The sequence below is a fragment of the Acidovorax sp. ACV01 genome, from assembly GCF_014851495.1.
In the GTDB taxonomy this organism is placed as follows: domain Bacteria; phylum Pseudomonadota; class Gammaproteobacteria; order Burkholderiales; family Burkholderiaceae_C; genus Acidovorax; species Acidovorax radicis.
Map to the genome: position 1 here is coordinate 1 of NZ_JACUZT010000001.1, position 21068 is coordinate 21068.

Annotated in this window: 22 protein-coding genes; 20 read left to right on the top strand and 2 right to left on the bottom strand. The window is 62.1% G+C overall.

Annotated features, from left to right (window positions below):
• From IB243_RS00005 to IB243_RS27390, 19 genes are all read left to right on the top strand, one after another.
• A partial coding sequence (locus tag IB243_RS00005; protein ID WP_225584641.1) for an electron transfer flavoprotein subunit alpha/FixB family protein occupies window positions 1–215 on the top strand: 215 nt, incomplete at its 5' end.
• A gap of 82 nt (window positions 216–297) precedes the next feature.
• Window positions 298–891, top strand: coding sequence for an alpha/beta hydrolase (locus IB243_RS00010; RefSeq protein WP_225584642.1), 594 nt, complete (start codon window positions 298–300; stop codon window positions 889–891).
• Between the two features lie 13 nt (window positions 892–904).
• The gene (locus tag IB243_RS00015; protein WP_192424131.1) at window positions 905–1747 is read left to right on the top strand and encodes a CoA ester lyase; all 843 of its coding nucleotides are present in this window, start codon (window positions 905–907) and stop codon (window positions 1745–1747) included.
• Between the two features lie 156 nt (window positions 1748–1903).
• Window positions 1904–2311 (top strand): LysR family transcriptional regulator, encoded by a 408-nt coding sequence (locus tag IB243_RS00020; protein WP_192424133.1) that lies wholly within the window; start codon window positions 1904–1906, stop codon window positions 2309–2311.
• 71 nt (window positions 2312–2382) lie between these two features.
• A complete protein-coding gene (locus IB243_RS00025; RefSeq protein ID WP_192424135.1) occupies window positions 2383–3267 on the top strand; it encodes a LysR family transcriptional regulator in 885 nt (294 codons plus the stop codon).
• A gap of 261 nt (window positions 3268–3528) precedes the next feature.
• Window positions 3529–5529, top strand: a complete 2001-nt coding sequence (locus IB243_RS00030; RefSeq protein ID WP_192424137.1) for a conjugal transfer protein TraG — start codon at window positions 3529–3531, stop codon at window positions 5527–5529.
• Window positions 5526–5990, top strand: a complete 465-nt coding sequence (locus tag IB243_RS00035; RefSeq protein WP_192424139.1) for a CopG family transcriptional regulator — start codon at window positions 5526–5528, stop codon at window positions 5988–5990. Before IB243_RS00030 ends, IB243_RS00035 begins: the two co-directional genes overlap by 4 nt.
• A complete protein-coding gene (trbB, locus tag IB243_RS00040) occupies window positions 5974–7041 on the top strand; it encodes a P-type conjugative transfer ATPase TrbB (protein WP_225584643.1) in 1068 nt (355 codons plus the stop codon). The genes IB243_RS00035 and trbB overlap by 17 nt, the downstream gene beginning before the upstream one ends.
• Window positions 7038–7370: a TrbC/VirB2 family protein gene (locus IB243_RS00045; protein WP_192424140.1), complete on the top strand. Its 333-nt coding sequence runs from the start codon at window positions 7038–7040 to the stop codon at window positions 7368–7370. The genes trbB and IB243_RS00045 overlap by 4 nt, the downstream gene beginning before the upstream one ends.
• Window positions 7367–7645 carry a VirB3 family type IV secretion system protein gene (locus tag IB243_RS00050; RefSeq protein ID WP_192424142.1) on the top strand — a complete coding sequence of 93 codons (279 nt, stop codon included), beginning with the start codon at window positions 7367–7369 and terminating at the stop codon, window positions 7643–7645. The genes IB243_RS00045 and IB243_RS00050 overlap by 4 nt, the downstream gene beginning before the upstream one ends.
• 33 nt (window positions 7646–7678) lie before the next feature.
• Window positions 7679–10114 carry a conjugal transfer protein TrbE gene (gene trbE / locus IB243_RS00055; RefSeq protein ID WP_192424144.1) on the top strand — a complete coding sequence of 812 codons (2436 nt, stop codon included), beginning with the start codon at window positions 7679–7681 and terminating at the stop codon, window positions 10112–10114.
• Between the two features lie 11 nt (window positions 10115–10125).
• Window positions 10126–10869, top strand: coding sequence for a P-type conjugative transfer protein TrbJ (gene trbJ / locus IB243_RS00060; RefSeq protein WP_192424145.1), 744 nt, complete (start codon window positions 10126–10128; stop codon window positions 10867–10869).
• A 13-nt stretch (window positions 10870–10882) separates the two neighbouring features.
• Entirely contained in the window at window positions 10883–11173 is a 291-nt protein-coding gene (locus IB243_RS00065; RefSeq protein ID WP_192424147.1) for an EexN family lipoprotein, read from the top strand.
• 5 nt (window positions 11174–11178) lie between these two features.
• Complete coding sequence (gene trbL, locus IB243_RS00070) at window positions 11179–12552, top strand: P-type conjugative transfer protein TrbL (protein ID WP_192424149.1); 1374 nt, start codon at window positions 11179–11181, stop codon at window positions 12550–12552.
• Window positions 12553–12563: 11 nt separating this feature from the next.
• Window positions 12564–13271, top strand: coding sequence for a conjugal transfer protein TrbF (gene trbF, locus IB243_RS00075; RefSeq protein WP_192424151.1), 708 nt, complete (start codon window positions 12564–12566; stop codon window positions 13269–13271).
• Window positions 13268–14278 (top strand): P-type conjugative transfer protein TrbG, encoded by a 1011-nt coding sequence (gene trbG, locus IB243_RS00080; protein WP_192424152.1) that lies wholly within the window; start codon window positions 13268–13270, stop codon window positions 14276–14278. Before trbF ends, trbG begins: the two co-directional genes overlap by 4 nt.
• A 1-nt stretch (window position 14279) precedes the next feature.
• Window positions 14280–15536, top strand: a complete 1257-nt coding sequence (locus tag IB243_RS00085; RefSeq protein ID WP_192424154.1) for a TrbI/VirB10 family protein — start codon at window positions 14280–14282, stop codon at window positions 15534–15536.
• Entirely contained in the window at window positions 15533–15817 is a 285-nt protein-coding gene (locus tag IB243_RS00090; RefSeq protein WP_192424156.1) for a DUF2274 domain-containing protein, read from the top strand. Before IB243_RS00085 ends, IB243_RS00090 begins: the two co-directional genes overlap by 4 nt.
• 397 nt (window positions 15818–16214) lie before the next feature.
• Window positions 16215–16391 carry an AlpA family phage regulatory protein gene (locus IB243_RS27390; RefSeq protein ID WP_192425289.1) on the top strand — a complete coding sequence of 59 codons (177 nt, stop codon included), beginning with the start codon at window positions 16215–16217 and terminating at the stop codon, window positions 16389–16391.
• 1429 nt (window positions 16392–17820) lie between these two features.
• Here IB243_RS27390 and IB243_RS00100 read toward each other — a convergent pair.
• Entirely contained in the window at window positions 17821–18393 is a 573-nt protein-coding gene (locus tag IB243_RS00100) for a hypothetical protein (RefSeq protein WP_192424158.1), read from the bottom strand.
• Window positions 18394–19117: 724 nt separating this feature from the next.
• Between IB243_RS00100 and IB243_RS00105 the strand changes: the two genes are divergently transcribed.
• Window positions 19118–19522, top strand: coding sequence for a DUF4259 domain-containing protein (locus IB243_RS00105; protein WP_192424160.1), 405 nt, complete (start codon window positions 19118–19120; stop codon window positions 19520–19522).
• 598 nt (window positions 19523–20120) lie between these two features.
• Here the strand turns inward: IB243_RS00105 and IB243_RS00110 are convergent.
• Window positions 20121–21035, bottom strand: coding sequence for a LysR family transcriptional regulator (locus IB243_RS00110; RefSeq protein WP_192424162.1), 915 nt, complete (start codon window positions 21033–21035; stop codon window positions 20121–20123).
• Between the last annotated feature and the right edge of the window lie 33 nt (window positions 21036–21068).

Consider the following 21068-nt stretch of genomic DNA (forward strand, 5'->3'; position numbering starts at 1 on the left):
ACTGGCAAGTGGGCCAGACCGGCAAGATCGTGGCGCCCCAGCTGTACATCGCAGCGGGTATCTCGGGCGCGATCCAGCATTTGGCCGGCATGAAGGACTCCAAGGTGATCGTGGCGATCAACAAGGACCCCGAAGCCCCGATCTTCAGCGTGGCCGACTATGGCCTGGAAGCCGACCTGTTCACGGCGGTGCCGGAACTGGTTAGAGCATTGTGAACACCGACTTGGCGAGAGCATCGTGATACCGAGCTATCTGGAGTCCAGTGGCACGCACCTCTTTGGTGGCCCCATGGGGAGAATGGAAGTCCTCTTCGATATCCCTAAGGAGTCACCCAAGGGCCTTTCCATCGTTGGGCATCCGCAACCACTGCTTGGCGGAAGTGCTACCCATAAGGTGCCCCAGTTTCTTGCGCGAGCTTTGTGCGAAGCAGGTTGGGTTGTTGCGCGTCCGAACTTTAGAGGCGTGGGCCAGAGTGAAGGCGTTCATGGAGGGGGTAATGGGGAGGTAGACGATCTGCTGTTCCTATATGACCTGTTGCAGGCCGTGACGCCTGGTCTTAGGAAGGTTCTGGTTGGCTTCTCATTTGGTGCCTATGTTCAGGCCTGCGTCGCACGCCGTTTGATTGATCGCGGAACGCCTGCTTGGCGGGTATGCCTCGCCGGCATGCCTTTCGGAACCATAGACAGCTATCGTCAGTACTTGACGCCTTCTGGCATTTCCGATGCACTGGTGGTTCATGGCGAGACCGATGGCCGAGTGCCATTGGCCAACGTGATGACCTGGGCCCGTGACGATGTGCAACCTGTCGTGGTTATACCGGGCGCAGACCACTTCTTTACGGGCAAGCTGCAAGTACTGCGCTCGCTGATCCTACGACACATGGCCGCGTGAGCGGACTTTTGATATGAAATTCTCCTCACCGCTTGCCAGTGCGCGTACGCTTCTTTTCGTTCCCGGAAATCGCCCTGAGCGCTTTGAGAAAGCGATAAGCAGTGGTGCCGATGCGATCGTGCTTGATCTCGAGGACAGTGTGCCTTTGGCGGAGAAGGCCACTGCACGACATTCGATTGCGCAGGCATGGGACGGACTTCTTCGGCACGGCATTCCCCTTGTCATTCGGATCAATCCCATCGGAGAGGGTTTACAAGGGGAGACAGATTTAGACTGGCTGGCGAGCCTCACACCCCCTGCAGGCGTTATGGTTCCCAAAGTCGATTCCGCAGAACTACTGGACGCCGTGAGCCGGGCAATCCCAACAGTGCCTTTGCTGCCACTGATTGAAAGTGCCAACGGATACCTCGCACTGCGCAGTATCTCGCAGCAGGCCCATGTATTGCGTTTGGTTGTGGGACATATCGACTTTATGGCAGACACTGGCATCCAGTGTTCTGTCGGGGAGGCGGAACTCGATCCGTTGCGCTTCGAGGTGACGACGGTGTCCCGTGCTTCCCAGCTCGCGTCTGCTATCGATGGGGTAACGATAGACATTCACAACATGGAGCTGCTCAAAGAAGACGGTCTTCGTGCATTGCGCTTCGGCTTCGGCGGCAAGCTGTGCATTCACCCAAAGCAGGTCGAGGCTATACACAATGCCTTTGCTCCAACCGAAGAACAGTTGGTTTGGGCCGAGCGCGTCCTGGCGGCAGACTCTGCGTCTGGAGGTGCCGCCGTGCAATTGGATGGTCGTATGGTTGACGTTCCAGTCGTTCTGCAAGCAAAAAAATACCTGGCCAGAGCTGCGCGTTGACGAATTCGTAAATCCGATTGAATTCTCTATCGCATATCGGCCTAGCGAAATCGAAACTCCGCCCTTGCTGATTAAATGCAGCGGTAATTGGCCTATTGCAATGCCTATGGCTCGGGATTGCTCAAAGTGAACAGGCCCAACATGGCTCCCGGGAAAATGAGTGTCTTCAGCCCGTTAGCGGAACAGCGCACTTCAATCGCAGAGCCAGAAGGTGGACATAGTGCCTCTCTCCTGGTCAATCTCGCGCGTTTAGACTTTGTATCTCTCAAGCTCGCGGTAGTGTGCGCGCAGGAGGGGTCTCTCACACGGGCTGCACCGCTTTGCAACATGGCTCTCATGACCGCCAGCCGCCGACTTCGAATACTTGAAGAGACCTTGGGATGCACCCTTTTCCACAGACGCTGTAGATCACTGGAGCTGACAATGGCTGGGGCCTATGTGATCAAGACTTCTCAGGAAGTTTTCTGTCTGATTGACAACATGATGTTGGAAATAGCTGGTGTGCCTGTCCCCTATGGCAGCGGCCACGAAAACCCTGGCCGATCCACGCGGCCTGCATCGTAATAGACGGACTAGTGCGAGACGGGGCGCGGCAGATTAGGTTGTGATGGAAAAATTCTTTTGGGAGAAGTGCAATGGAACTTCGGCACATACGCTACTTCATTGCCGTCGCAGAAGAGCTGAATTTCCGTCGTGCTGCAGAACGTATCCACATTGACCAGACTCCTCTGTCCAGAACTATGCGGGACTTGGAGGAGCGGCTCGGCGTAGCTCTCTTTGTGCGTCGGGCGCGCAGGCTACAGCTCACCCCTGCGGGCAGAAAATTGTTGGACCACGCACGGAAAATACTTGTCCGCATAGAACGCACCAAACGTGTTGTTCGCGAAACAGATGCCCGCTATCGTGAGCCTTTGCGCATTGGAGTCGACGATAGTACTGCGTTGCCAAAGTTGGCTGAATGCCTCGCTCGCTGGCGCGAATTTTCCCCCGACGTGCCGTTGGAGATTGCAGAGATGCGTACCGCAGAGCTACTCACGGCGCTGCAAAATGAAGAAGTGGACGCAGGATTTTCGTTTGGTCTTCCAGGAGAGCCCAACGTTAGCCAGCAGCCTGCATGGAGAAGCCCTGTAGTAGGGATACTTTCTCCGACCCACGAATTGGCCCACCGAGAGGTGCTCTCACTCGCAGAGCTACTCAATTTTCCTGCTATTGCATGTGATGCAGCCTACCATCCCGGTCTATGCAAGCAAATGAAAGAGATACTTTCACGGTGTTCGCTCTCTCCCACACCAGTCGCTGAGGCGCGCACGTTGACTGGCTACTTGACTCGTGTGGCTGCCGGATTGGGTGTAGGGGTTGCCGATGGGGATCACGTGAGAACATTGCGGCGCCCCGACATAGTGGTCGTTGAATTGGTGGAGCAGGTGCACTTCACTACCTACGTACTTCACAAGCCTCAAAGCACGGGCTTGCAGGAATCACTGCAACGCTTCATTACTCACGCCACAACTTTGTATTGAACGTTACATACCTTGGGGTGGCCCCTCCGTTGCTCCGCCTCATAGGCTTTGGACATAGCAGCCCTCTGCTGCAAGACTCCCGTGCGTGATGACGTGAAGGCCTCGCCTTCGGCTCCCAAGCCATAAGCCAGCCATCCCCGCCAGCGTACGCCGCAGCACGCCCCGATGGGTGTGCCGCGCGGCGGCTTGATTCCAGACTTATGCCTGTGTGCCACGAACGCACGCGAGCACCGAATCAACGTACACGCAAAGGAGGGGCCCATGGCGGCATCAGCCACCGGAATCCTGTTCGGACAGATCGCCGTGGTGTCTGGCGTGGCCTTGGGCGGCGTGTGGACGGCGACCCAGTGGACGGCCCATGCACTGGGCTACCAACCTCGACTGGGCCCTGTGTGGTTCGAAGTTTCCGACGTACCTGTCTACGAGCCTTGGAAGCTTTTCGAGTGGTGGTATTTCTTCGATGCCTACGCTCCGCATGTATTTGACCGCGGCGGTCTCATCGCAGCCTCCAGCGGCATGCTCGCCGCCGGCGCAGCCATCGCCATGGCGGTCTGGCGCGCCCGCATGGCCAAGCAGGTCACCACCTATGGATCCGCCCGCTGGGCTGAACAGGAAGAGGTCGCCGAGGCCGGCCTGACGAACCCTGCCGGGGTATTCCTCGGAAAGACAATCGGCAAGGAGGGCTCCTACCTACGCCATGAAGGCCCGGAGCACGTAATGGCCTTCGCGCCCACGCGTTCGGGCAAGGGCGTCGGGCTCGTGGTACCAACGCTGCTGTCCTGGCCCGGCTCCGCCGTGATCCACGACATCAAGGGCGAGAACTGGAACCTCACCGCCGGCTGGCGTACGCGCTTCTCTCACTGCCTGCTCTTCAACCCCACCGACGCCAGGTCAGCTGCCTACAACCCCCTGCTCGAAGTCCGCCGCGGCGATCATGAAGTCCGCGACGTGCAGAACATCGCCGACATCCTGGTGGACCCCGAGGGCGCACTGGAGCGCCGCAACCATTGGGAGAAGACCAGCCACGCATTGCTGGTTGGAGCCATCCTTCACGTTCTGTATGCGGATGAAGACAAGACCCTGCGCGGCGTCGCCAACTTCCTGTCCGATCCAGCGTGCCCCTTCGAGGTTACTCTGCACCGGATGATGACCACCCGTCACTTGGCGGAGAGAGTTCACCCGGTGGTGGCATCTGCCGCCCGCGAAGTTCTCAACAAGAGCGAGAACGAACGCTCGGGCGTGCTGTCCACTGCCATGAGTTTTCTTGGCCTCTACCGCGACCCCACGGTGGCCGAGGTGACTTCTCGCTGCGATTGGCGCATTGCCGACCTGATCTCTGCCGAGCACCCGGTCTCGCTGTACCTCGTGGTGCCTCCTTCCGACATCAGCCGTACCAAACCACTGATCCGCTTGATCCTCAACCAGGTGGGCAGGCGGCTCACCGAGTCGCTGGATGGCTCGGACGGCATCGCGCGCCGCCACAAACTGCTCCTGATGCTCGATGAGTTCCCGGCCCTGGGCCGCCTGGACTTTTTCGAGTCGGCCCTGGCCTTCATGGCCGGCTATGGCCTGCGCGCCTTCCTGATCGCGCAGTCCCTGAACCAGATCGACAAGGCCTACGGCCCCAACCATTCCATCCTCGACAACTGCCACGTGCGCATTGCGTTCGCGACCAACGATGAGCGCACTGCCAAGCGGATCTCCGAGGCTCTGGGCACTGCGACCGAACTGCGCGCCCAGCGCAACTACGCGGGTCACCGGCTTGCGCCCTGGCTGGGCCACCTGATGGTGTCGCGGCAGGAGACTGCGCGGCCGCTGCTGACACCTGGCGAGGTCATGCAGTTGTCACCTGAGGACGAGGTGGTAATGGTGTCGGGGCATCCACCCATCAGGGCCAAGAAGTTACGCTACTACCAAGACCGCAATTTCACGGGCAGGGTGTTGAAGGCGCCGGTGCTGGTCGCAGGGGCGTATGCAGATCGGCCGGCAACGCGGGCGGACGATTGGAGTGGGTTGGCGCCGCTGGTGGCACCGGGCGCATCGAGGGTGGACGGGGAGGGCGGGTTTGCCGACGAAGGCGGGCACCAGCTTAAGCCCGAGCTGGAGATCGCACCGGTCGATGTGGACGAGCCGAGCACGGGCGATCTGCTGGTGCTGGACGAAGAGGACGATGTTCCGCTGCGGCCGCAGGACGTGGACCGGCAGCTCATGCGCACCGCGCGGCTGGCGGCGCTGGATCCGGACGACGGGATCGCGCTATGAGCCGCTCGCGACTGAATATCTTCATCGAGCCGGAGCACGCGAAGCGGCTGGAGGATCTGGCTGCCCATCGGGGCGTTTCGAAGTCTTCGGTCATTGCGGCGGCCTTGTCCTCCTTCCTTTCGCCCGATGGCGGTGACCAGCGCGAAGCGGCCACCGCCAAGCGGCTGGACCGGCTTTCCCGGCAGTTTGATCGCCTGGAGCGCGACCAGTCCATCCTCATCGAGACCGTGGCGCTCTACCTGCGCTACTACCTCACGGTGTCGATCCCCGTGCCCGAGGGGCATCAGGATGCCGCACGCGCCCAGGGCCGGGCCCGTTATGCCCAGTTCATCGAGCAGCTGGCCCGCCACCTGCAGCGCGGCCGCAGCCTGGTACGGGAGGTGCACGAGGAGATCGAGCCGGCCAGCGCCAGCCCGGAGCCAGAACCTGAACCCGGGAGTGCCGATGGCGCGCGAGCCTGAGCAGGATCCGGGCCGCGAGGGTGCCGGCAATGCCGCCGTGTCGCTGGAGCGGCGCATCCGTATGCTGCGCACGGCTCTGGGGCCGGAGATTGCCGCCGCGCTTGAAGACCCGGAGGTCGTCGAAGTCATGTTGAACCCGGACGGCTCGTTGTGGGTGGACCGGCTGGGGTCGGGGCGCGAACCCACGGGCACCTCTTTGCCGGCTCCGCTAGCTGAACGCATCATCCGCCTCGTCGCGGCGCATGTGCGTGCAGAGGTGCATGCGGGTCTGCCCATCCTGTCGGCCGAGTTGCCCGAGACCGGAGAGCGCTTTCTGGGCGTGCTGCCGCCCGTGGTGCGCGCACCGTCGTTTGCGATCCGCAAACGGGCGCTGCGCATCCTGACGCTGGCGGACTATGTGGCCGATGGCGTGATGTCCGATGCCCAGGCTGCCTTCCTGCGCACGGCCGTGCGCGAGCGCCTGAACATCGTGGTGGCGGGCGGCACCAGCACCGGCAAGACCACGCTGGCGAACGCGCTGCTCGACGAGATCGCCCAGACCCGGGACCGTGTACTGATCCTGGAAGACACCGTGGAGCTGCAGTGCCGCTCGGATGACCACGTGGGCATGCGCAGCGAACCGGGCGTGACCACCATGGCCGACCTGGTGCGTGCCACCTTGCGCCTGCGGCCGGACCGCATCGTCGTCGGCGAGGTGCGCGGCGCCGAGGCGCTGGACCTGCTCAAGGCCTGGGGCACGGGCCACCCAGGCGGTATCGCCACCGTGCATGCGGGCTCCGCCTTGGGCGCGCTCACGCGCCTGGAGCAACTGGTGCAGGAGGTCTCCGTCACGGTGCCGCGGGCGCTGATTGCCGAGGCGGTCAACGTGATCGTTTTCATCGCCGGGCGGGGGCGTGCACGCCGCGTGCGCGAGATCGCTCGCATCACCGGGCAGGACAGCCAGGGCTACCAGCTGGATACCACGCTGGGGCCGCTGCCTTGGGTTTCCTCTTCCTCTTCCGCTTCTTCTTCCTCCCCTTCACCTTCCTCAACCCCTGGAGAACCGTCATGACGCATTCCCGCGCTTCCGTAAACCCTCTTTGGCAGGCTGCCGCCGTGGCGACCGTTCTGCTGGCCGTTGCCCTGCCGGCGCGCGCCGCCGGCTCCAACATGCCGTGGGAAGCCCCGCTGCAGTCCATCCTCGAATCCATCCAGGGGCCGGTGGCGCGGATCGTCGCGGTGATCATCATCATCGCCACGGGGCTCACGCTGGCGTTTGGCGATACCTCGGGTGGTTTCCGCAAGCTGGTGCAGATCGTGTTTGGCCTGTCCATCGCGTTCGCGGCATCGAGCTTCTTCCTGTCGTTCTTCTCGTTCGCGGGTGGGGCGGTGCTGGCATGAGCGGCGCTCTTGTTACTGGCGCCGTGCCCGGCTTCGAAGTGCCGCTGCACCGCTCCCTGACCGAACCCATCCTGATGGGCGGTGCGCCGCGCACGGTGGCCATCACCAACGGCACGCTGGCCGCCGCGTTAGGCCTGGGCCTGCAGCTGTGGATTCCGGGCCTGGTGCTCTGGATCGCCGGGCATTCGCTGGCGGTCTGGGGGGCGCGCATGGATGCGCAGTTCATGCAGGTGTTCGCGCGGCACATCAAGCACCGCGTGCTGTTGGATGTGTAGTGGACGTGTGAGCGCAACCATGGAGAACACACCATGCTGAACCTTGCCGAATACCGCCGGCGCCCCGCGCTACTGTCCGACTGGCTGCCCTGGGCCGGGCTGGTTGCCCCGGGTGTCGTGCTCAACAAGGACGGCGCGTTCCAGCGCACGGCACGGTTTCGGGGGCCGGACCTGGACAGTGCGACCCAGGGCGAGCTGATTGCCACCTCGGCGCGCCTGAACAATGCGCTGCGGCGCCTGGGTTCGGGCTGGGCGCTGTTCGTGGAGGCCGAACGCCGGGAGGCGGGTGACTACCCACAGTCAGTGTTTCTTGAACCGTTGTCCTGGCTGGTCGATGAGGAGCGGCGCTCTGCCTTCGAAGAGGATGCGAGCCACTTCGAAAGCCGCTATCACCTCACGCTGGTCTACCTGCCTCCCGAAGAGGGCCGAGCACGTGCGGCCAAGCTGCTCTACGAGAACGGCAAGACTGAGGGCGTGGACTGGCGCGAGCGGCTAGAAGCCTTTGTGTCCGAATCGGTGCGCTTCCTCGACCTGCTGGACGGCGTGATGCCGGAGATCGGCTGGCTGGACGATGCGCAGACGCTGACCTACCTCCACGATTGCGTGTCCACGCGCCGGCATCCGGTGGCTGTGCCTGAGGTACCGATGCACCTGGATGCGCTGCTGGCCGATGAGCCGCTGGTGGGTGGACTGGCGCCGATGCTGGGGGCATTGCATCTGCGCACGCTGTCGGTGCGGGGCTTTCCGACCTCCACCTGGCCGGGCGTGCTGGACGACCTGAATCGGCTGGGCTTTGCCTACCGCTGGAGCACGCGCTTCCTGTGCCTGGACAAGTCCGAAGCAGAGAAGGAGCTGACCCGCCTGCGTCGCCAGTGGTTCGCCAAGCGCAAGAACATCGTGGCGCTGCTGCGCGAGACCATCTTCCAGCAGGAGAGCCCGCTGGTGGATTCGGACGCGTCGAACAAGGCGGCCGACGCTGACGCGGCGCTACAGGCCCTTGGCAGCGACCAGGTGGCGTTTGGCTATGTCACCGCGACGGTGACCGTGCTGGATGCCGATGCGACCGCCGCCGACGAGAAGCTGCGCGCGGTGGAGCGGACCATCCAGGGCCGTGGCTTCGTCACCATTCCCGAGACCCTGAATGCGGTAGAGGCATGGCTGTCGTCAATCCCGGGGAATGCCTATGCCAATGTGCGCCAGCCCATCGTCTCCACCCTGAACCTGGCGCACATGATGCCGGTATCGGCGGTCTGGGCCGGCCAGGAGCGCAACAAGCACCTGGGCGGGCCGCCCCTGATCGTCACGCGCACGGACGGTGCCACGCCGTTCCGGCTGGTCACGCACATCGGAGACGTGGGCCACACCCTGGTGGTCGGCCCCACGGGCATGGGCAAGTCGGTGCTGCTGGCCACCCTGGCGCTGCAGTTCCGGCGCTACCCGAACTCGCGCATCCTCGCCTTCGACATGGGACGCTCGATGCGGGCTACCGTGCTCGGGCTGGGCGGCGAACACTATGACCTGGGGCTGGATGGCGAGATCGCTTTTCAGCCGCTGGCGCGCATCGAACAGGAAGGTTATCGCGCCTGGGCGTCGGAGTGGGTCGAGGGTCGGTTAATCCACGAAGGAATATCCGTCGGCCCCGCTGAGAAGGATGCGGTCTGGTCCGCCCTCAACAGCCTGGCCAGCGCTCCCGTGGAGCAGCGGACCCTAACGGGCCTGTCCGTGCTGCTGCAGTCGAATGCCCTGCGCCAGGCGCTGCAGCCCTATGTGTTGGGCGGTGCCCACGGCAAGCTGCTCGATGCGGATGTGGACCGGCTGGGTTCCTCATCGGTCCAGTGCTTCGAGATGGAAGAACTCATGCACAGCAAGGCGGCGACCTTGGCCGTGCTGTCCTACCTGTTCGCGCGTTTTGAGGAGCGCTTCGATGGAGCGCCGACGCTGCTGATCCTGGATGAGGCCTGGCTGTTCCTGGACGACCCGGTGTTTGCCACCCGCATCCGGCAGTGGCTAAAGACGCTGCGCAAGAAGAACGTGTCGGTCATTTTTGCGACGCAGTCGCTGGCGGACATCCAAGGTTCCAGCATTGCGCCGGCCATCGTGGAGAGCTGCGCGAGCCGGATCTTTCTGCCCAACCCGCAGGCGACCGAGCCGCAGATCCGGGTTATCTACGAAGGCTTCGGCCTCAACGGCCGGCAGATCGACATCGTCGCGCAGGCCACGCCCAAGCGCGACTACTACTACCAGTCCCGGCTGGGCAACCGGGTGTTTGACCTGGGGCTCGGGCCTGTGGCGCTGGCGTTTGCGGGGGCCTCCTCCCAGGAGCACCAGCGCGACATCGATGCGGTGGCCTCGGCAGCACCCCAGGACTTTGCAGCTGCCTGGCTGCGCCATTGCGGCTTGGACTGGGCTGCGGACCTCATCCCTTCGTTTCCAACATTTCTCCCGCTTCCCGCGATCTCAACCTACTGAAGGAGGTTTTCATGAACAGCAAGATGACGTTTCAACTGCGGCGTGTGGCGCTGGCGGCCGTGGCGGCACTGGCCCTTGGTGCGACCGTGCCCGCGCAGGCCCAGATGTTTGGGGGCCGCATTGTGTTCGATCCCTCGAACTTCTCCCAGAACATCCTGACGGCGGCCCGGACGCTGGAGCAGATCAACAACCAGATCCGCCAGCTGCAGAACGATGCACTGAACCTGGCCAAGCTGGATTCCAGCAAGCTGGGCGAGCTGCGGGCGGCCCTGGCTGCGACGAACCAGCTGATCCGCCAGGCGCAGGGGCTGGCCTTCAACGTGCAGCAGATGGAAGGCGAGTTCCGGCGGCTCTACCCGCAGGCGTACACCGCCTCGATCTCGGGAAACCAGATGGCGCTGGATGCGCGCCAGCGCTGGCAGAACTCGCTGGAGGCGCTGCGCACCGCCACCCAGGTGCAGTCGCAGGCTGTGCAGAACTTCGCGAGCGACGAGCGCACGCTCACGGATCTGGTCAACCGCAGCCAGTCGGCCGTGGGCGCGCTGCAGGCCATGCAGGCGACGAATCAGCTGCTGGCTCTGCAGTCGCGCCAGGCCATGCAGGCCCAGCAGCTGCAGATCACCCAGGACCGCGCTGTGGCGCTGGAGCAGGCACGCCAGGTGGCGGTGCAGGAGCGGGCGCGGGAGGTGCGCCGGCGCTTCCAGGGCGAGGGTACGCCGTACACGGCGGCGCCGGTCAGCTTTTATGGTCAATGAGAAGGAGGCACCCATGAAGTCAAAGCCCCTTCTGATCATGTGCGTCGCGCTGCTGGTGGCTGGCTGCGACAAAACTCCTGCCACCGAGACCGTCGAATCGCTGGTGGCCAACCCCGAACGGCTCCGGAAACTGCGCGCCCAATGCAAGGCAGACCACGTCAAGGTGGGTGATGCGCAGTGCAACGCGGTGGCCGAGGCCACGCGCCAGCGCTTCATGGGTGGCGGGACAGCGCACATACCGGCTGCGCCGCCACCCGCATCGTCGCCCGCGAGCGCAGCCTCCAGCACCGTCCCCAAGGACTGAGCGCCATGAACGACGTGGCGGTCATCGACCGCTTCCTCGATGTGTTCTCGCGCTACATCGATTCGGGGTTTGGCCTGCTCGGCGGCGAGGTACGGTTCCTGAGCGCCACGCTGATCGTGATCGACGTGACGCTGGCCGGGCTGTTCTGGGCCATGGGGCACGCTTCGGGGCAGGGCGACGATGTGATCGCGCGGCTGATCAAGAAGGTGCTGTATGTGGGGGCGTTTGCTTTCATCATCGGCAACTTCAACCGGCTGGCGGGCATTCTGTTTCAGTCGTTTGCGGGGCTGGGGCTGACCGCCTCGGGCTCTGGCATGACCCAGGCGCAGTTCCTGCGGCCGGGGCAACTGGCCAAGGTGGGCATCGATGCGGGGCGGCCGATCATGGTGCAGATCAGCGAGTTGATGGGGTTTCCGGAGGTGTTTGCGAACCTCGATGTGATCACCGTGCTGTTCCTGGCCTGGCTGGTGCTGATCGTGAGCTTCTTCGTACTGGCGGTGCAGCTCTTCGTGACGCTGATCGAGTTCAAGCTGACCACGCTTGCGGGCTTTGTGCTGGTGCCGTTTGCGCTGTGGAACAAGGCCAGCTTCCTGGCGGAGAAGGTGCTGGGCAATGTGATCTCGTCGGGCATCAAGGTGTTGGTGCTGGCCGTCATCGTGGGGATTGGCTCAGGGCTGTTTGCGGAGTTCAGGGCACCGGCGGGGGCGGAGCCCTCCATCGACCATGCGCTGGTCATCATGCTGGCGGCGCTGGCCATGCTGGGCCTGGGGATCTTTGGGCCGGGAATTGCGACCGGGCTGGTCTCGGGGGCGCCACAGCTCGGAGCTGGGGCGGCAGTGGGCACGGCCATTGGGGCCACCGGTCTGGCTGTCGCTGGTGGCGCGGCCGTTGCCGGTGCTGGCTCGGCCGTGGCCGCAGGGGCCCGCTTGGCACCCGGTGTGGCCAAGGCGGCAATTGGTGGCGGGGCCTCGGCTGCACGTTCTGTCAGTGCGTTGGCCAGTGGTGCGAAGTCAGCCTACCAGGTGGGCGCTGCGGCTTCGGGCGGCAGCGGCGCACGGGCAGCCGGCGCTGGGGTGAGGAACGTTGCCAAGACCGGAGCAACTGCTGCGGGCCAGCGCGTTGCCACCGGTGCAAAGGCGGTCAAGGACCGTGTCGCGGGCTTTGTCAGCGAAGCGGTAGCACCAACTGCCGCTATGGCTGCCGACACCACATCCGAGGCCAATACCTCCGCACCCACCACCGAACCCGCCTGGGCCCAGCGCATGCGGCGCAGGCAGCAGGCCACGAACGCCGCCACGACGGCCGCGCACGCGCTGCGCTCGGGCGACCACGGGGGCAGCGGCTCTGGGCCGAGCTTGCGCGATGACTCGAACTCTTGAGGAGAACCTCCATGCGATTCAAACGACCCCGGGTGCGGTATTCGGAGACGCCCGAGCCCATCACCCCCTACCAGGCTGCAGGGCAGGTCTGGGACGAGCGCATCGGTAGTGCGCGCGTGCAGGCCAAGAACTGGCGGCTGATGGCCTTTGGTTCCCTGTCGCTGGCCTTGCTGATGGCCGGTGGGCTGGTCTGGCGCTCGGCGCAGTCCATCGTGACACCCTATGTGATCGAAGTGGACCAGGCCGGGCAGGTGCGGGCTGTCGGTGAGGCAGCCACGCCTTACCAGCCAGCGGATGCGCAGATTGCGTTTCACCTGGCGCGGTTCATCAGCGGTGTGCGTTCGCTGTCCATTGATCCGATCGTGGTGCGGCAAAGCTGGCTGGAAGCCTATGACTACACCACGGACAAGGGGGCGGCGGTCCTGAACGACTATGCGCGCACGAATGATCCGTTCTCGCGCATCGGGCAGCAGTCGGTGGCGGTGCAGGTCAACAGTGTGGTACGGGCGAGCGACACCTCGTTCCAGGTGCGCTGGACCGAGCGGCGATATGTGAATGGCGAGGCGGCAGGACTGGACCGCTGGACGGCTGTGCTTTCCATCGTGCTGCAGGCCCCGCGCACCGAAGAGCGGCTGCGGAAGAACCCCCTGGGCATCTACGTCAACGGACTGTCGTGGACCCGTGAACTCGAAACCTCCGAAGGAGTGAAGAAGCCATGAATGCACAAAGCCGTGTTTCCGTACTGCCGGTGGTTCTGCTGGTCATCCTGGCTGCAGGTTGCGCGTCGCCGCGCAAGCCGCCAGAGATCTCGCTCGATGAGCCCAGGCAGGAGAGGGCCGCTCAGTTGTTGCCGGAGACGCCCAAGCCAGTGGAGGCGGTAGCGGTGCCGCAGCCGCTGGCATTGCCGGGGCAGTTGAAGCCTGTGGGGCGCGAGGCCGATGGGAAGCTGGCTCCCGAGCTTGCTGACGAGAAGGCCAGGGTGTCCAAGGCCAATGAGGAGGCGCGCATTGCTCCTTCGCGCGAGGGCTATGTCAATGCGATCCAGGTCTGGCCCTATGCCGACGGGGCGCTGTACCAGGTCTATGCGAGCCCGGGGCGTGTCACGGTCATCGCGCTGCAGCCCGGCGAGGAACTGGTGACGGTCTCGGCCGGGGACACGGTGCGCTGGATCGTGGGCGACACGGCCAGCGGTTCGGGCGCGGACCTGCGCGTGAACGTCCTCGTGAAGCCCACGCGGGTGGGGCTGAAGACGAATCTCGTCATCACGACGAACCGCCGGACCTATCTTCTGGAACTGTCCTCGACGCCGCAGGCCTGGATGGCATCGGTGTCCTGGGACTACCCCAAGGACCGCATGCTGGCGCTGCAGAAGCAGGCCCGCGAGGCGCAGGCTGGTGCGCCGGTGGAAACGGGCATGACGCTGGAGCAGATCCGCTTCCGCTACGCGGTCAGTGGCGATTCCCCGCCCTGGAAGCCGCTGCGCGCCTTCGACGATGGGGAGAAGGTCTACATCCAGTTCCCCGGCGGCATTGCAAAGGGCGAATTGCCGCCGCTGTTCGTGATAGGGCCGCAGGGTGATGGGCAATTGGTGAACTACCGGTTCCGCGCGCCGTACTACGTGGTGGACCGGCTCTTCGGCGCGGCCGAGCTGCGGCTGGGCGGGGACAAGGCCCAGGTGGTGCGGATCGAGCGCACAGATGGCGTGAGCTCGGTGCGGAGGAACTGACATGGGTACGAGCAATATGCCGGAGGCGTCGAACACGGCAGCGCCCAAGGCCGATCCCGAGGCCATGGCGTTGCGGGCTTCGCCGCGGCCGGTGACGCGGCTCAATCGCCGCACGTTGGTGGTGCTGGTGGGTGGGCTCAGTGCTGCGGTGTTGGGGGCCACGCTGTGGTCCTTGAGTCCAAGCCGGCGGGACCGGGGTGCGGGCACCGAGTTGTTCAATGTGGACCGCATTGCGCGCACCGAGGACCTGGAGCGGCTGCCCAAGGACTATGCGGGGCTGGCCAAGCCGGCCCCGCCGGTGCTGGGGCCGCCGCTGCCCGGGGATCTTGGGCCCGCCATCGGTAAGTCGCAGCAGCCGATGGAGATGCGGGCGCCGGGTGTGGATTCGGATCAGGCCGAGGAGGCTGCGAAGTCGTCGGTTTTTTTCCGGGGCAGTGGGCATGGAACGGGCGCCAAGCCGGTGGTGGCAGATGCTGTAGCTGGAAACCAGGCAGTGGGTTCGGGGAACCAAGGGTTTGATCCAATGGCCGGTGCGTCGGCGCAGGCTGCACCGGCCGATCCGACCGCGGTGCAGAACCGGCAGGATGCGAAGGAGGCGTTTCTGGCAAAGGCTGGGGAAGGTGGGACACGCAATCCCGGCAGTTTGCAGATGCCGGCTTCGCCGTACCAGGTGATGGCGGGGACGGTCATTCCTGCCGTGCTGGTGACGGGGATCAATTCGGACCTGCCGGGGCAGGTGATTGCCAACGTGACCGAGGCGGTCTATGACACGGCCACGGGCAAGCATCTGCTGATACCGCAGGGGTCGCGCTTGATGGGGCGCTATGACAGCCAGGTGGCGTTCGGGCAGCGGCGGGTGCTGCTGGTGTGGACGCGGTTGATCCTGCCGGATACCTCGTCGGTGGCGCTGGACCGGCTGCCGGGGATTGATCCTGCGGGGTATGCAGGACTGGAGGATGGAGTGGATTGGCACTGGGACCGTATCCTGGCCGGGGCGGCCTTGTCCACGTTGCTGGGCGTGGGGGCGGAGCTGGCTGCGCCCGAAAGCCGCACGGATGGCAACCGCGTCGTGATTGCAGCTCGGGAAGGGGCGCAGGATGCGGTGAACCAGGTGGGGCAGGAGATCATCAAGCGCAATATGAGCATTCAGCCGACGCTGACGATTCGGCCGGGGTTTCCGGTGCGGGTGATGGTGAGCAAGGACCTGGTGCTGCGACCGTATCAGCCGCTGTTCTTCAAGCGGGGAGAGGCGCGATGAGCAAGGCGGCGAACCGATTGAGTCTGGGGGCGTTGCCGCGGTCGGATGCGGTGAAGCTGACGATCACACTAACGGCAGAGTTGAAAGCTCAGTTGGACGCCTATGCAGAGGTGCATGGGAGGATGCACCAGGTGCCGGTGGATGCGATAGCCCTGATCCCGCACATGCTTGCGGCGTTCATTGCGCGGGATCGAGGGTTCAAGACTCTCAGCTCCAAAGGTGAAAACAGGGTTCAGCCTAAAACAGCCTTGGGCGCCACCAGCAACGCATCAGGTGCTTGAAATTTGATGGAAATAGGGTCAACTGAAGCGGGATGCTTCGGGTCGTGCGCCATCGGTCTCTAGAATTCAGGGCCGGTCGTTCAAAGTGCCGGAGCCGTAGAGGCGTGAGGCGTAGGTATTTGTCCCAGCGGCTTCGCTCGCATACGCTCCATTGCGCTGCCGTGAGTGGAATTGGCGGGACTTCCTTGGCACCCTACGGATCTTGCGGCGAGATGCCGCGCGACCAGGAGTTCAGGCGATGCGGACATTCGGACAGACCAAGGAAGCACAATCGCATCGACACAGCTGCGATGTAGAAACGCTGGGGCGCGCTACAAGCCTTCTGCAAGAGGCGCTGTCTTTGTTGAGCGGTAACGGATCGGCATTGCTTACTGTCGCAAGTGAGGATGACCGTCTCATGCGGCTTCCGGAGGTCCTGCGTCTAACTGGTATGTGCCGTTCCGCGCTATATGAAGAAATGTCTCGGGGACGATTTCCACGTTCGGTCAAGATAGGAAAAAGGGCCGCGTCATGGTCTGCTCGAGCGGTGCGCAGTTGGATAGCGGATCGAGTAGCGGAAAAGGTTCCTGTATGAACGTTGGGAATGGGGGAAACGTACTTCTGACCCCGACGTGAGATCAGAATTTGGCTTCGTAAACGAAAGGGTTCGCCGTGGTTGCCGTTTGATGTCTACGGCTGTTGTGCAGCGATTGCCGTCATCCAGACGTGGCCATCGAACGCGTACTATCGGCCAGGAGCGGTCATGCACCCGATCGGTCCAACGCTTCCATCCAATTTCAGAAATCAGCAGTCGAAATTGTGAAACTCATTTTGATCGAGGGAATTCCTGGCTCTGGGAAAAGCACGCTTGCGAAATACCTGTGCGATTTCTTGTGCGATACAGGTCTACAAAGCCATTGGTACTTGGAGGAGGCGGGTGATCACCCGGTTCATCCGTCAGCGTTGAAGAGACCCAGGCAACACCCAAAGTTCGATGAGAACTGCCTCCATAGCTGGAGCAGGTTCGTTGAAAGAATTGGACGCACCGACTCGTGGCACATCCTTGAAGGCAGCGCATTTCAGTCAACTGTCCGATTCATGCTGGAGCAAGGCCAAGATGACCTTGAAGGCTACTTCCAGCGCTTCACTGACGTAGTTCGAGCGGTCTCGACATGTCTCATCTACCTTCGCCCCATCGACGCGAGGGAGCATTCTCACCGCGTTGCGCTGCACCGAGGCCCAGGCTGGTCCGGCAAAGTCGCGTCCTATCTTGAAGGGACACCGCGTTCTCAGGCTCGACAATGGGAGGGTGAGCTTGGCATGCATGAATTCTGGTCCGACTACGCACATCGTTGCGACGAACTCATCGAAAGCGCGAGAGTGCCCACGTTAACGATTTCCACGGAATTGGATCGCCAACACAGCCACCTTCCAGCGAGCATCGCGTTCCTTCGCGAAATTGGCTGGCTGCCGATCGGGCCTGACCGAATCTTCTAGACAGTTGGCATCGGCCGTACAAGGCGCACGGCCGTCGGCTTCGGGCCCAGAAGAGTTGGTCGCGGCTAGCAAGAGCCGGACGTCAAAGAATGGCTTGAGGCCTCAGCAGTTGGTGCGAAGGCGGTCTAGGCACGCGATTGTCCCTGAGATGGTTACTCCACAACAACAAGCGTGCGCCCGTGAGCGCATTCGACGGATTGCACACTTCTAGTCTTAACGTCAAAAATCGTAGATACGTATTTGCAATTTGACGGGTCCGCCAAGAACGCGTTTTTCAGTTTTGACGACGCCTCCCATCGCGCTGAGGTCTGGCCTTCTCTGAATCCTTGCTGCCGCCAAGATTCCCTTACATCGGGCAGGACGAACTGAATGAAGAGTAGGGCTGTGATGAGCGAGGCGAGCACGGAGGCGGCAATGTAGCGGAGCATCTTCTACCGCTAACGGAATTTAGTCCGCAACACTTGCGGGAATGGATGGAGCGGGCAAGGATTTTTGGACATTGAATGGAAGCGATAGGCGTCTCAGTGTTATTCATATTCGCAGGCTGGGGAGAGGGGTGCGCCGAGGCCGTGCTTGGCACCCGACTGTCGAATGATTTGCACGCAGCCTGGAGCGAGGGATCTCATAAGGATGAAATCTGCCATAGGGCACGTGTCTGGATCGCCGCGAACTACCCTGCCTTTGGCGTAGCGGCAAGACATCGCAACGTCATTCGGTTCTTGTTCTGACCAGATGCGAATCGGATCACCTTTAATGACCTCCGTCAGCGACACCACAACCCACTTGCCGTCGTAATCGGCAAATAGCGCCTGGCATCCGGTGTATTCAGCGTTGATGTCCTTCGCCCGCGGAAAGATGCGTAGATTTGCCCCGTGATTGGTTTCTTCGCCAGCCGTCGGTGGCGGCACCGCAAGTGCACAATTCTTGCCTATAGGACGAGGATTCCCAGCGCCTTGCGACGCGCCATGACCGAACAGGAGAGCAACGACTGCAAGTGCGGTAAGGGCTTGTCGCATAGACGCAAGAAAATTCATACCACTAAATTTGCGGGATACAAGCACAATGACCCGTTGGCTTTTCACCTTCATGTCGGTTGTCACGGCTCTACTTGGCGGTGCCTACTTCGGAGCCTTTGCGTGTGGTGGCTTTCCATGGCACAGGCAAGCGTTTCTTATAGTACTCGGCGCAACTACCCTCGCCGCGTTGATGGTTCCGCTTGATCGACGACGGCCTGTTTTATCACGGCTGATCGTAGTTGTCGGAGTGCCTGCACTGTTCATTACTGCTCAGGCTGCAGCAGCGCCGTTTTACCCGGCGCCTCCGGATTCCTTCGAAGACTTTCTGGGATCTTTGCTCGCGCTGGAAAGTGGTTCATGTTGATTTGCGCTTGAAGAGGTCATTGCAGCGGCCCCCTTGGACGTCCACTGAATTTCGTCGTTGAGTGTCTGCTTTCACTATCTGCCACCGACTGCTTCTGGCCGAATTCTGCCCGACGGCGAGGGACGCTATCGGGCCCGAAGGCGACGTTGAGCGCAACTCTCCAATCCGGTCATTTGCTCTGCTTGCGGCCCAAGCTTGAGCGCCGTCACCCCTGCCTTTGCGCGTTCGCGCGCTATAGTTTGCTCAGCTGAAGCTTGCGGGGTTTGCAAGAATCTTTGTACCTGAACGTTTCCACAGCCCTACGCTTGCAAACCCAGGCTGCAAGCCGCTTTCAGGAGGAAACAGCGTCCAGAACATCCCGCATGGTCCATGCTTATCCTGCAAATTCTGCGAGATACATTAAGTTAGGCACGCCGCTTATTCCACACACCAAGGAGAACTCGAATGGGAGCATGGTCACACGAACCATTTGGCAACGACGACGCAAATGACTGGGCCTACGACCTGGAGGGGGTAAGTGATCTCTCGCTTGTCGAAGCGGCATTGGACCAAGCTTTGGAGGTTGAAGACTATCTAGAGGCCCCGGAGGGCTCCAATGCAATCGCGGCCGTGGAGGTTTTAGCCAAGCTACTAGGTCGAGGCACTCAGGCCGATTCGTATACCGAAAAAATTGATGAGTGGGTCAAGTCCGTAAGCATTCAGCCAAGTCCTGAACTGCTGGAAAAGGCGAAGCAAGTACTCGCACGAGTTGTCGGTGAAGACTCCGAGTTGAAAGAGCTTTGGGACGAGGCCGGTTCGCATGAATGGACAGCGTCCATTACGGCGCTGCAACAGGCGATCAGTGCCTAACAAGTCCGGCAACGGGACGCCAAACTGCTCCGCAATTTGGTTCCTTCGGCTGCGCTCTGGCGCCCGTTACGTCCAACGTTAGACCGCGCGATGGGACCTGAGATCCTCGTTTACTTTGTGGCGGCATTGGGCTTGTCTGCCTTCCTAAGGCTTTGCATCCACTCGGCGAGGCAGGCGACGCGCGTCTATGCGTTGCCTACTCTGCTCGCTTCGACCGCTGCGGCACTTGCCCTATCGAATTCTGTTCCGGCCGCGCACCTTGCAATATGGTTCTTGCTTTACTTCGTCCCGTGTGCCGCCGTGTTTGCAGGCTTAGCCGTGCTGATTCGCTGGGTGGTAGGCGCAACTTCCAAGTGGAGAAAAAAATGATGCTGAGCTCCACGCAGTCTGCCTGCCGCTGCGTGCCGGCCAAACCCAACGTTGAGAGTCCGCTTTCGCCAGCCGCCACTGGCTGCTCTTGACCGATAGTACTCATTCGAGGCGGACACCGTATGTCCCCAACCAGCCTAGAGCCGCCTTACACGTTCCATATTGCTCCATATGTAGCAAATGCTGACAAATCGTTCTGATTCTGATCGTAGCTGAACGAGCGCGTTCACTACCCATGCGCCGTACCCGCAAACTCTCGCAGATGCGAACGCAGCAGTAGTGCGGCAGAGGAACAGGTTTGAGAGACGCCAATCAACAGTTTGCGCTTTGCCCATAGCTCCTTGAGCTGTACGACTTTCAAAGGGTAGGGCTTTGTCTCCCTCACGACTCCGAGGGGTAGCACTCCAATGCCTAGATTTGCATTGATGAGTTGACACATGGCGTCAAAGCTGCGGACTTGCACACGAACTCGCATCACCTGACCGTATTGCTCTGCCGAACGAGAGGTCAGTTCAAGCAGGGAGCTGCCGCGATTCAGACCGACGAAGTCGTGCTTGAGACATTCCTCAAAACTCACTCGCTTCTTTCTCCCCAGGGGATGGTCGTGGGCACACACAGCGACAAGTTGGTCTTGCAGGAATGGCTCAACACTGAGGTCCCCTACCGGCGTGTTCTCTGCAAAGATACCGATGTCAGCGACACCGTCTACAACCGCTCGAACAATATCTCCACTTAATTGCTCTTCGAGCTCGACATGAATGTCGGGATGTTCAGTCATGAACGTCGACAAGCACGCCGGCAAAAACTCGGTTAACGCAGACATATTTGCCCACAGCCGAACATGACCACGAGTGCCTTTGTTGTAGTCCCAAATCTCGCTACTGAACTGCTCAAAGCCCTGGAACAGTCGCAACGCATGCTGCATCGCCAGGTGACCGGCAGGAGTGAGCTTCACGCCTCGGGCGCTTCTGTCCAGCAGCTTAGTTCCCGTCGCGTTCTCGAAGTCAACCAGGCGGCGGCTGGCGGCTGACACAGCGAGGCTACACGCTTCCGCCCCACGTGTGACACTACCCAACTGCGCTACCGCACAGAAGAGCCGCAGGGTCACGAAGTCGATGCGCGCAGGGTTGATGAGAGTGGCCATTGCCAAATTCTAGGAGCTTTCGCAAAACGCGAA

Excerpts from the sequence above, each read along its gene's own strand:
- IB243_RS00010 (WP_225584642.1), top strand. The coding sequence starts at position 298 with ATGGAAGTCCTCTTCGATATCCCTAAGGAGTCACCCAAGGGCCTTTCC.
- IB243_RS27390 (WP_192425289.1), top strand. The coding sequence starts at position 16,215 with ATGCGGCTTCCGGAGGTCCTGCGTCTAACTGGTATGTGCCGTTCCGCG.
- IB243_RS00090 (WP_192424156.1), top strand. The coding sequence starts at position 15,533 with ATGAGCAAGGCGGCGAACCGATTGAGTCTGGGGGCGTTGCCGCGGTCG.
- IB243_RS00030 (WP_192424137.1), top strand. The coding sequence starts at position 3,529 with ATGGCGGCATCAGCCACCGGAATCCTGTTCGGACAGATCGCCGTGGTG.
- IB243_RS00085 (WP_192424154.1), top strand. The coding sequence starts at position 14,280 with ATGGGTACGAGCAATATGCCGGAGGCGTCGAACACGGCAGCGCCCAAG.
- trbG (WP_192424152.1), top strand. The coding sequence starts at position 13,268 with ATGAATGCACAAAGCCGTGTTTCCGTACTGCCGGTGGTTCTGCTGGTC.
- trbE (WP_192424144.1), top strand. The coding sequence starts at position 7,679 with ATGCTGAACCTTGCCGAATACCGCCGGCGCCCCGCGCTACTGTCCGAC.
- IB243_RS00105 (WP_192424160.1), top strand. The coding sequence starts at position 19,118 with ATGGGAGCATGGTCACACGAACCATTTGGCAACGACGACGCAAATGAC.
- IB243_RS00025 (WP_192424135.1), top strand. The coding sequence starts at position 2,383 with ATGGAACTTCGGCACATACGCTACTTCATTGCCGTCGCAGAAGAGCTG.
- IB243_RS00065 (WP_192424147.1), top strand. The coding sequence starts at position 10,883 with ATGAAGTCAAAGCCCCTTCTGATCATGTGCGTCGCGCTGCTGGTGGCT.
- IB243_RS00110 (WP_192424162.1), bottom strand. The coding sequence starts at position 21,035 with ATGGCCACTCTCATCAACCCTGCGCGCATCGACTTCGTGACCCTGCGG.
- trbF (WP_192424151.1), top strand. The coding sequence starts at position 12,564 with ATGCGATTCAAACGACCCCGGGTGCGGTATTCGGAGACGCCCGAGCCC.
- IB243_RS00050 (WP_192424142.1), top strand. The coding sequence starts at position 7,367 with ATGAGCGGCGCTCTTGTTACTGGCGCCGTGCCCGGCTTCGAAGTGCCG.
- trbL (WP_192424149.1), top strand. The coding sequence starts at position 11,179 with ATGAACGACGTGGCGGTCATCGACCGCTTCCTCGATGTGTTCTCGCGC.
- trbJ (WP_192424145.1), top strand. The coding sequence starts at position 10,126 with ATGAACAGCAAGATGACGTTTCAACTGCGGCGTGTGGCGCTGGCGGCC.
- IB243_RS00015 (WP_192424131.1), top strand. The coding sequence starts at position 905 with ATGAAATTCTCCTCACCGCTTGCCAGTGCGCGTACGCTTCTTTTCGTT.
- IB243_RS00045 (WP_192424140.1), top strand. The coding sequence starts at position 7,038 with ATGACGCATTCCCGCGCTTCCGTAAACCCTCTTTGGCAGGCTGCCGCC.
- trbB (WP_225584643.1), top strand. The coding sequence starts at position 5,974 with ATGGCGCGCGAGCCTGAGCAGGATCCGGGCCGCGAGGGTGCCGGCAAT.
- IB243_RS00020 (WP_192424133.1), top strand. The coding sequence starts at position 1,904 with ATGAGTGTCTTCAGCCCGTTAGCGGAACAGCGCACTTCAATCGCAGAG.
- IB243_RS00035 (WP_192424139.1), top strand. The coding sequence starts at position 5,526 with ATGAGCCGCTCGCGACTGAATATCTTCATCGAGCCGGAGCACGCGAAG.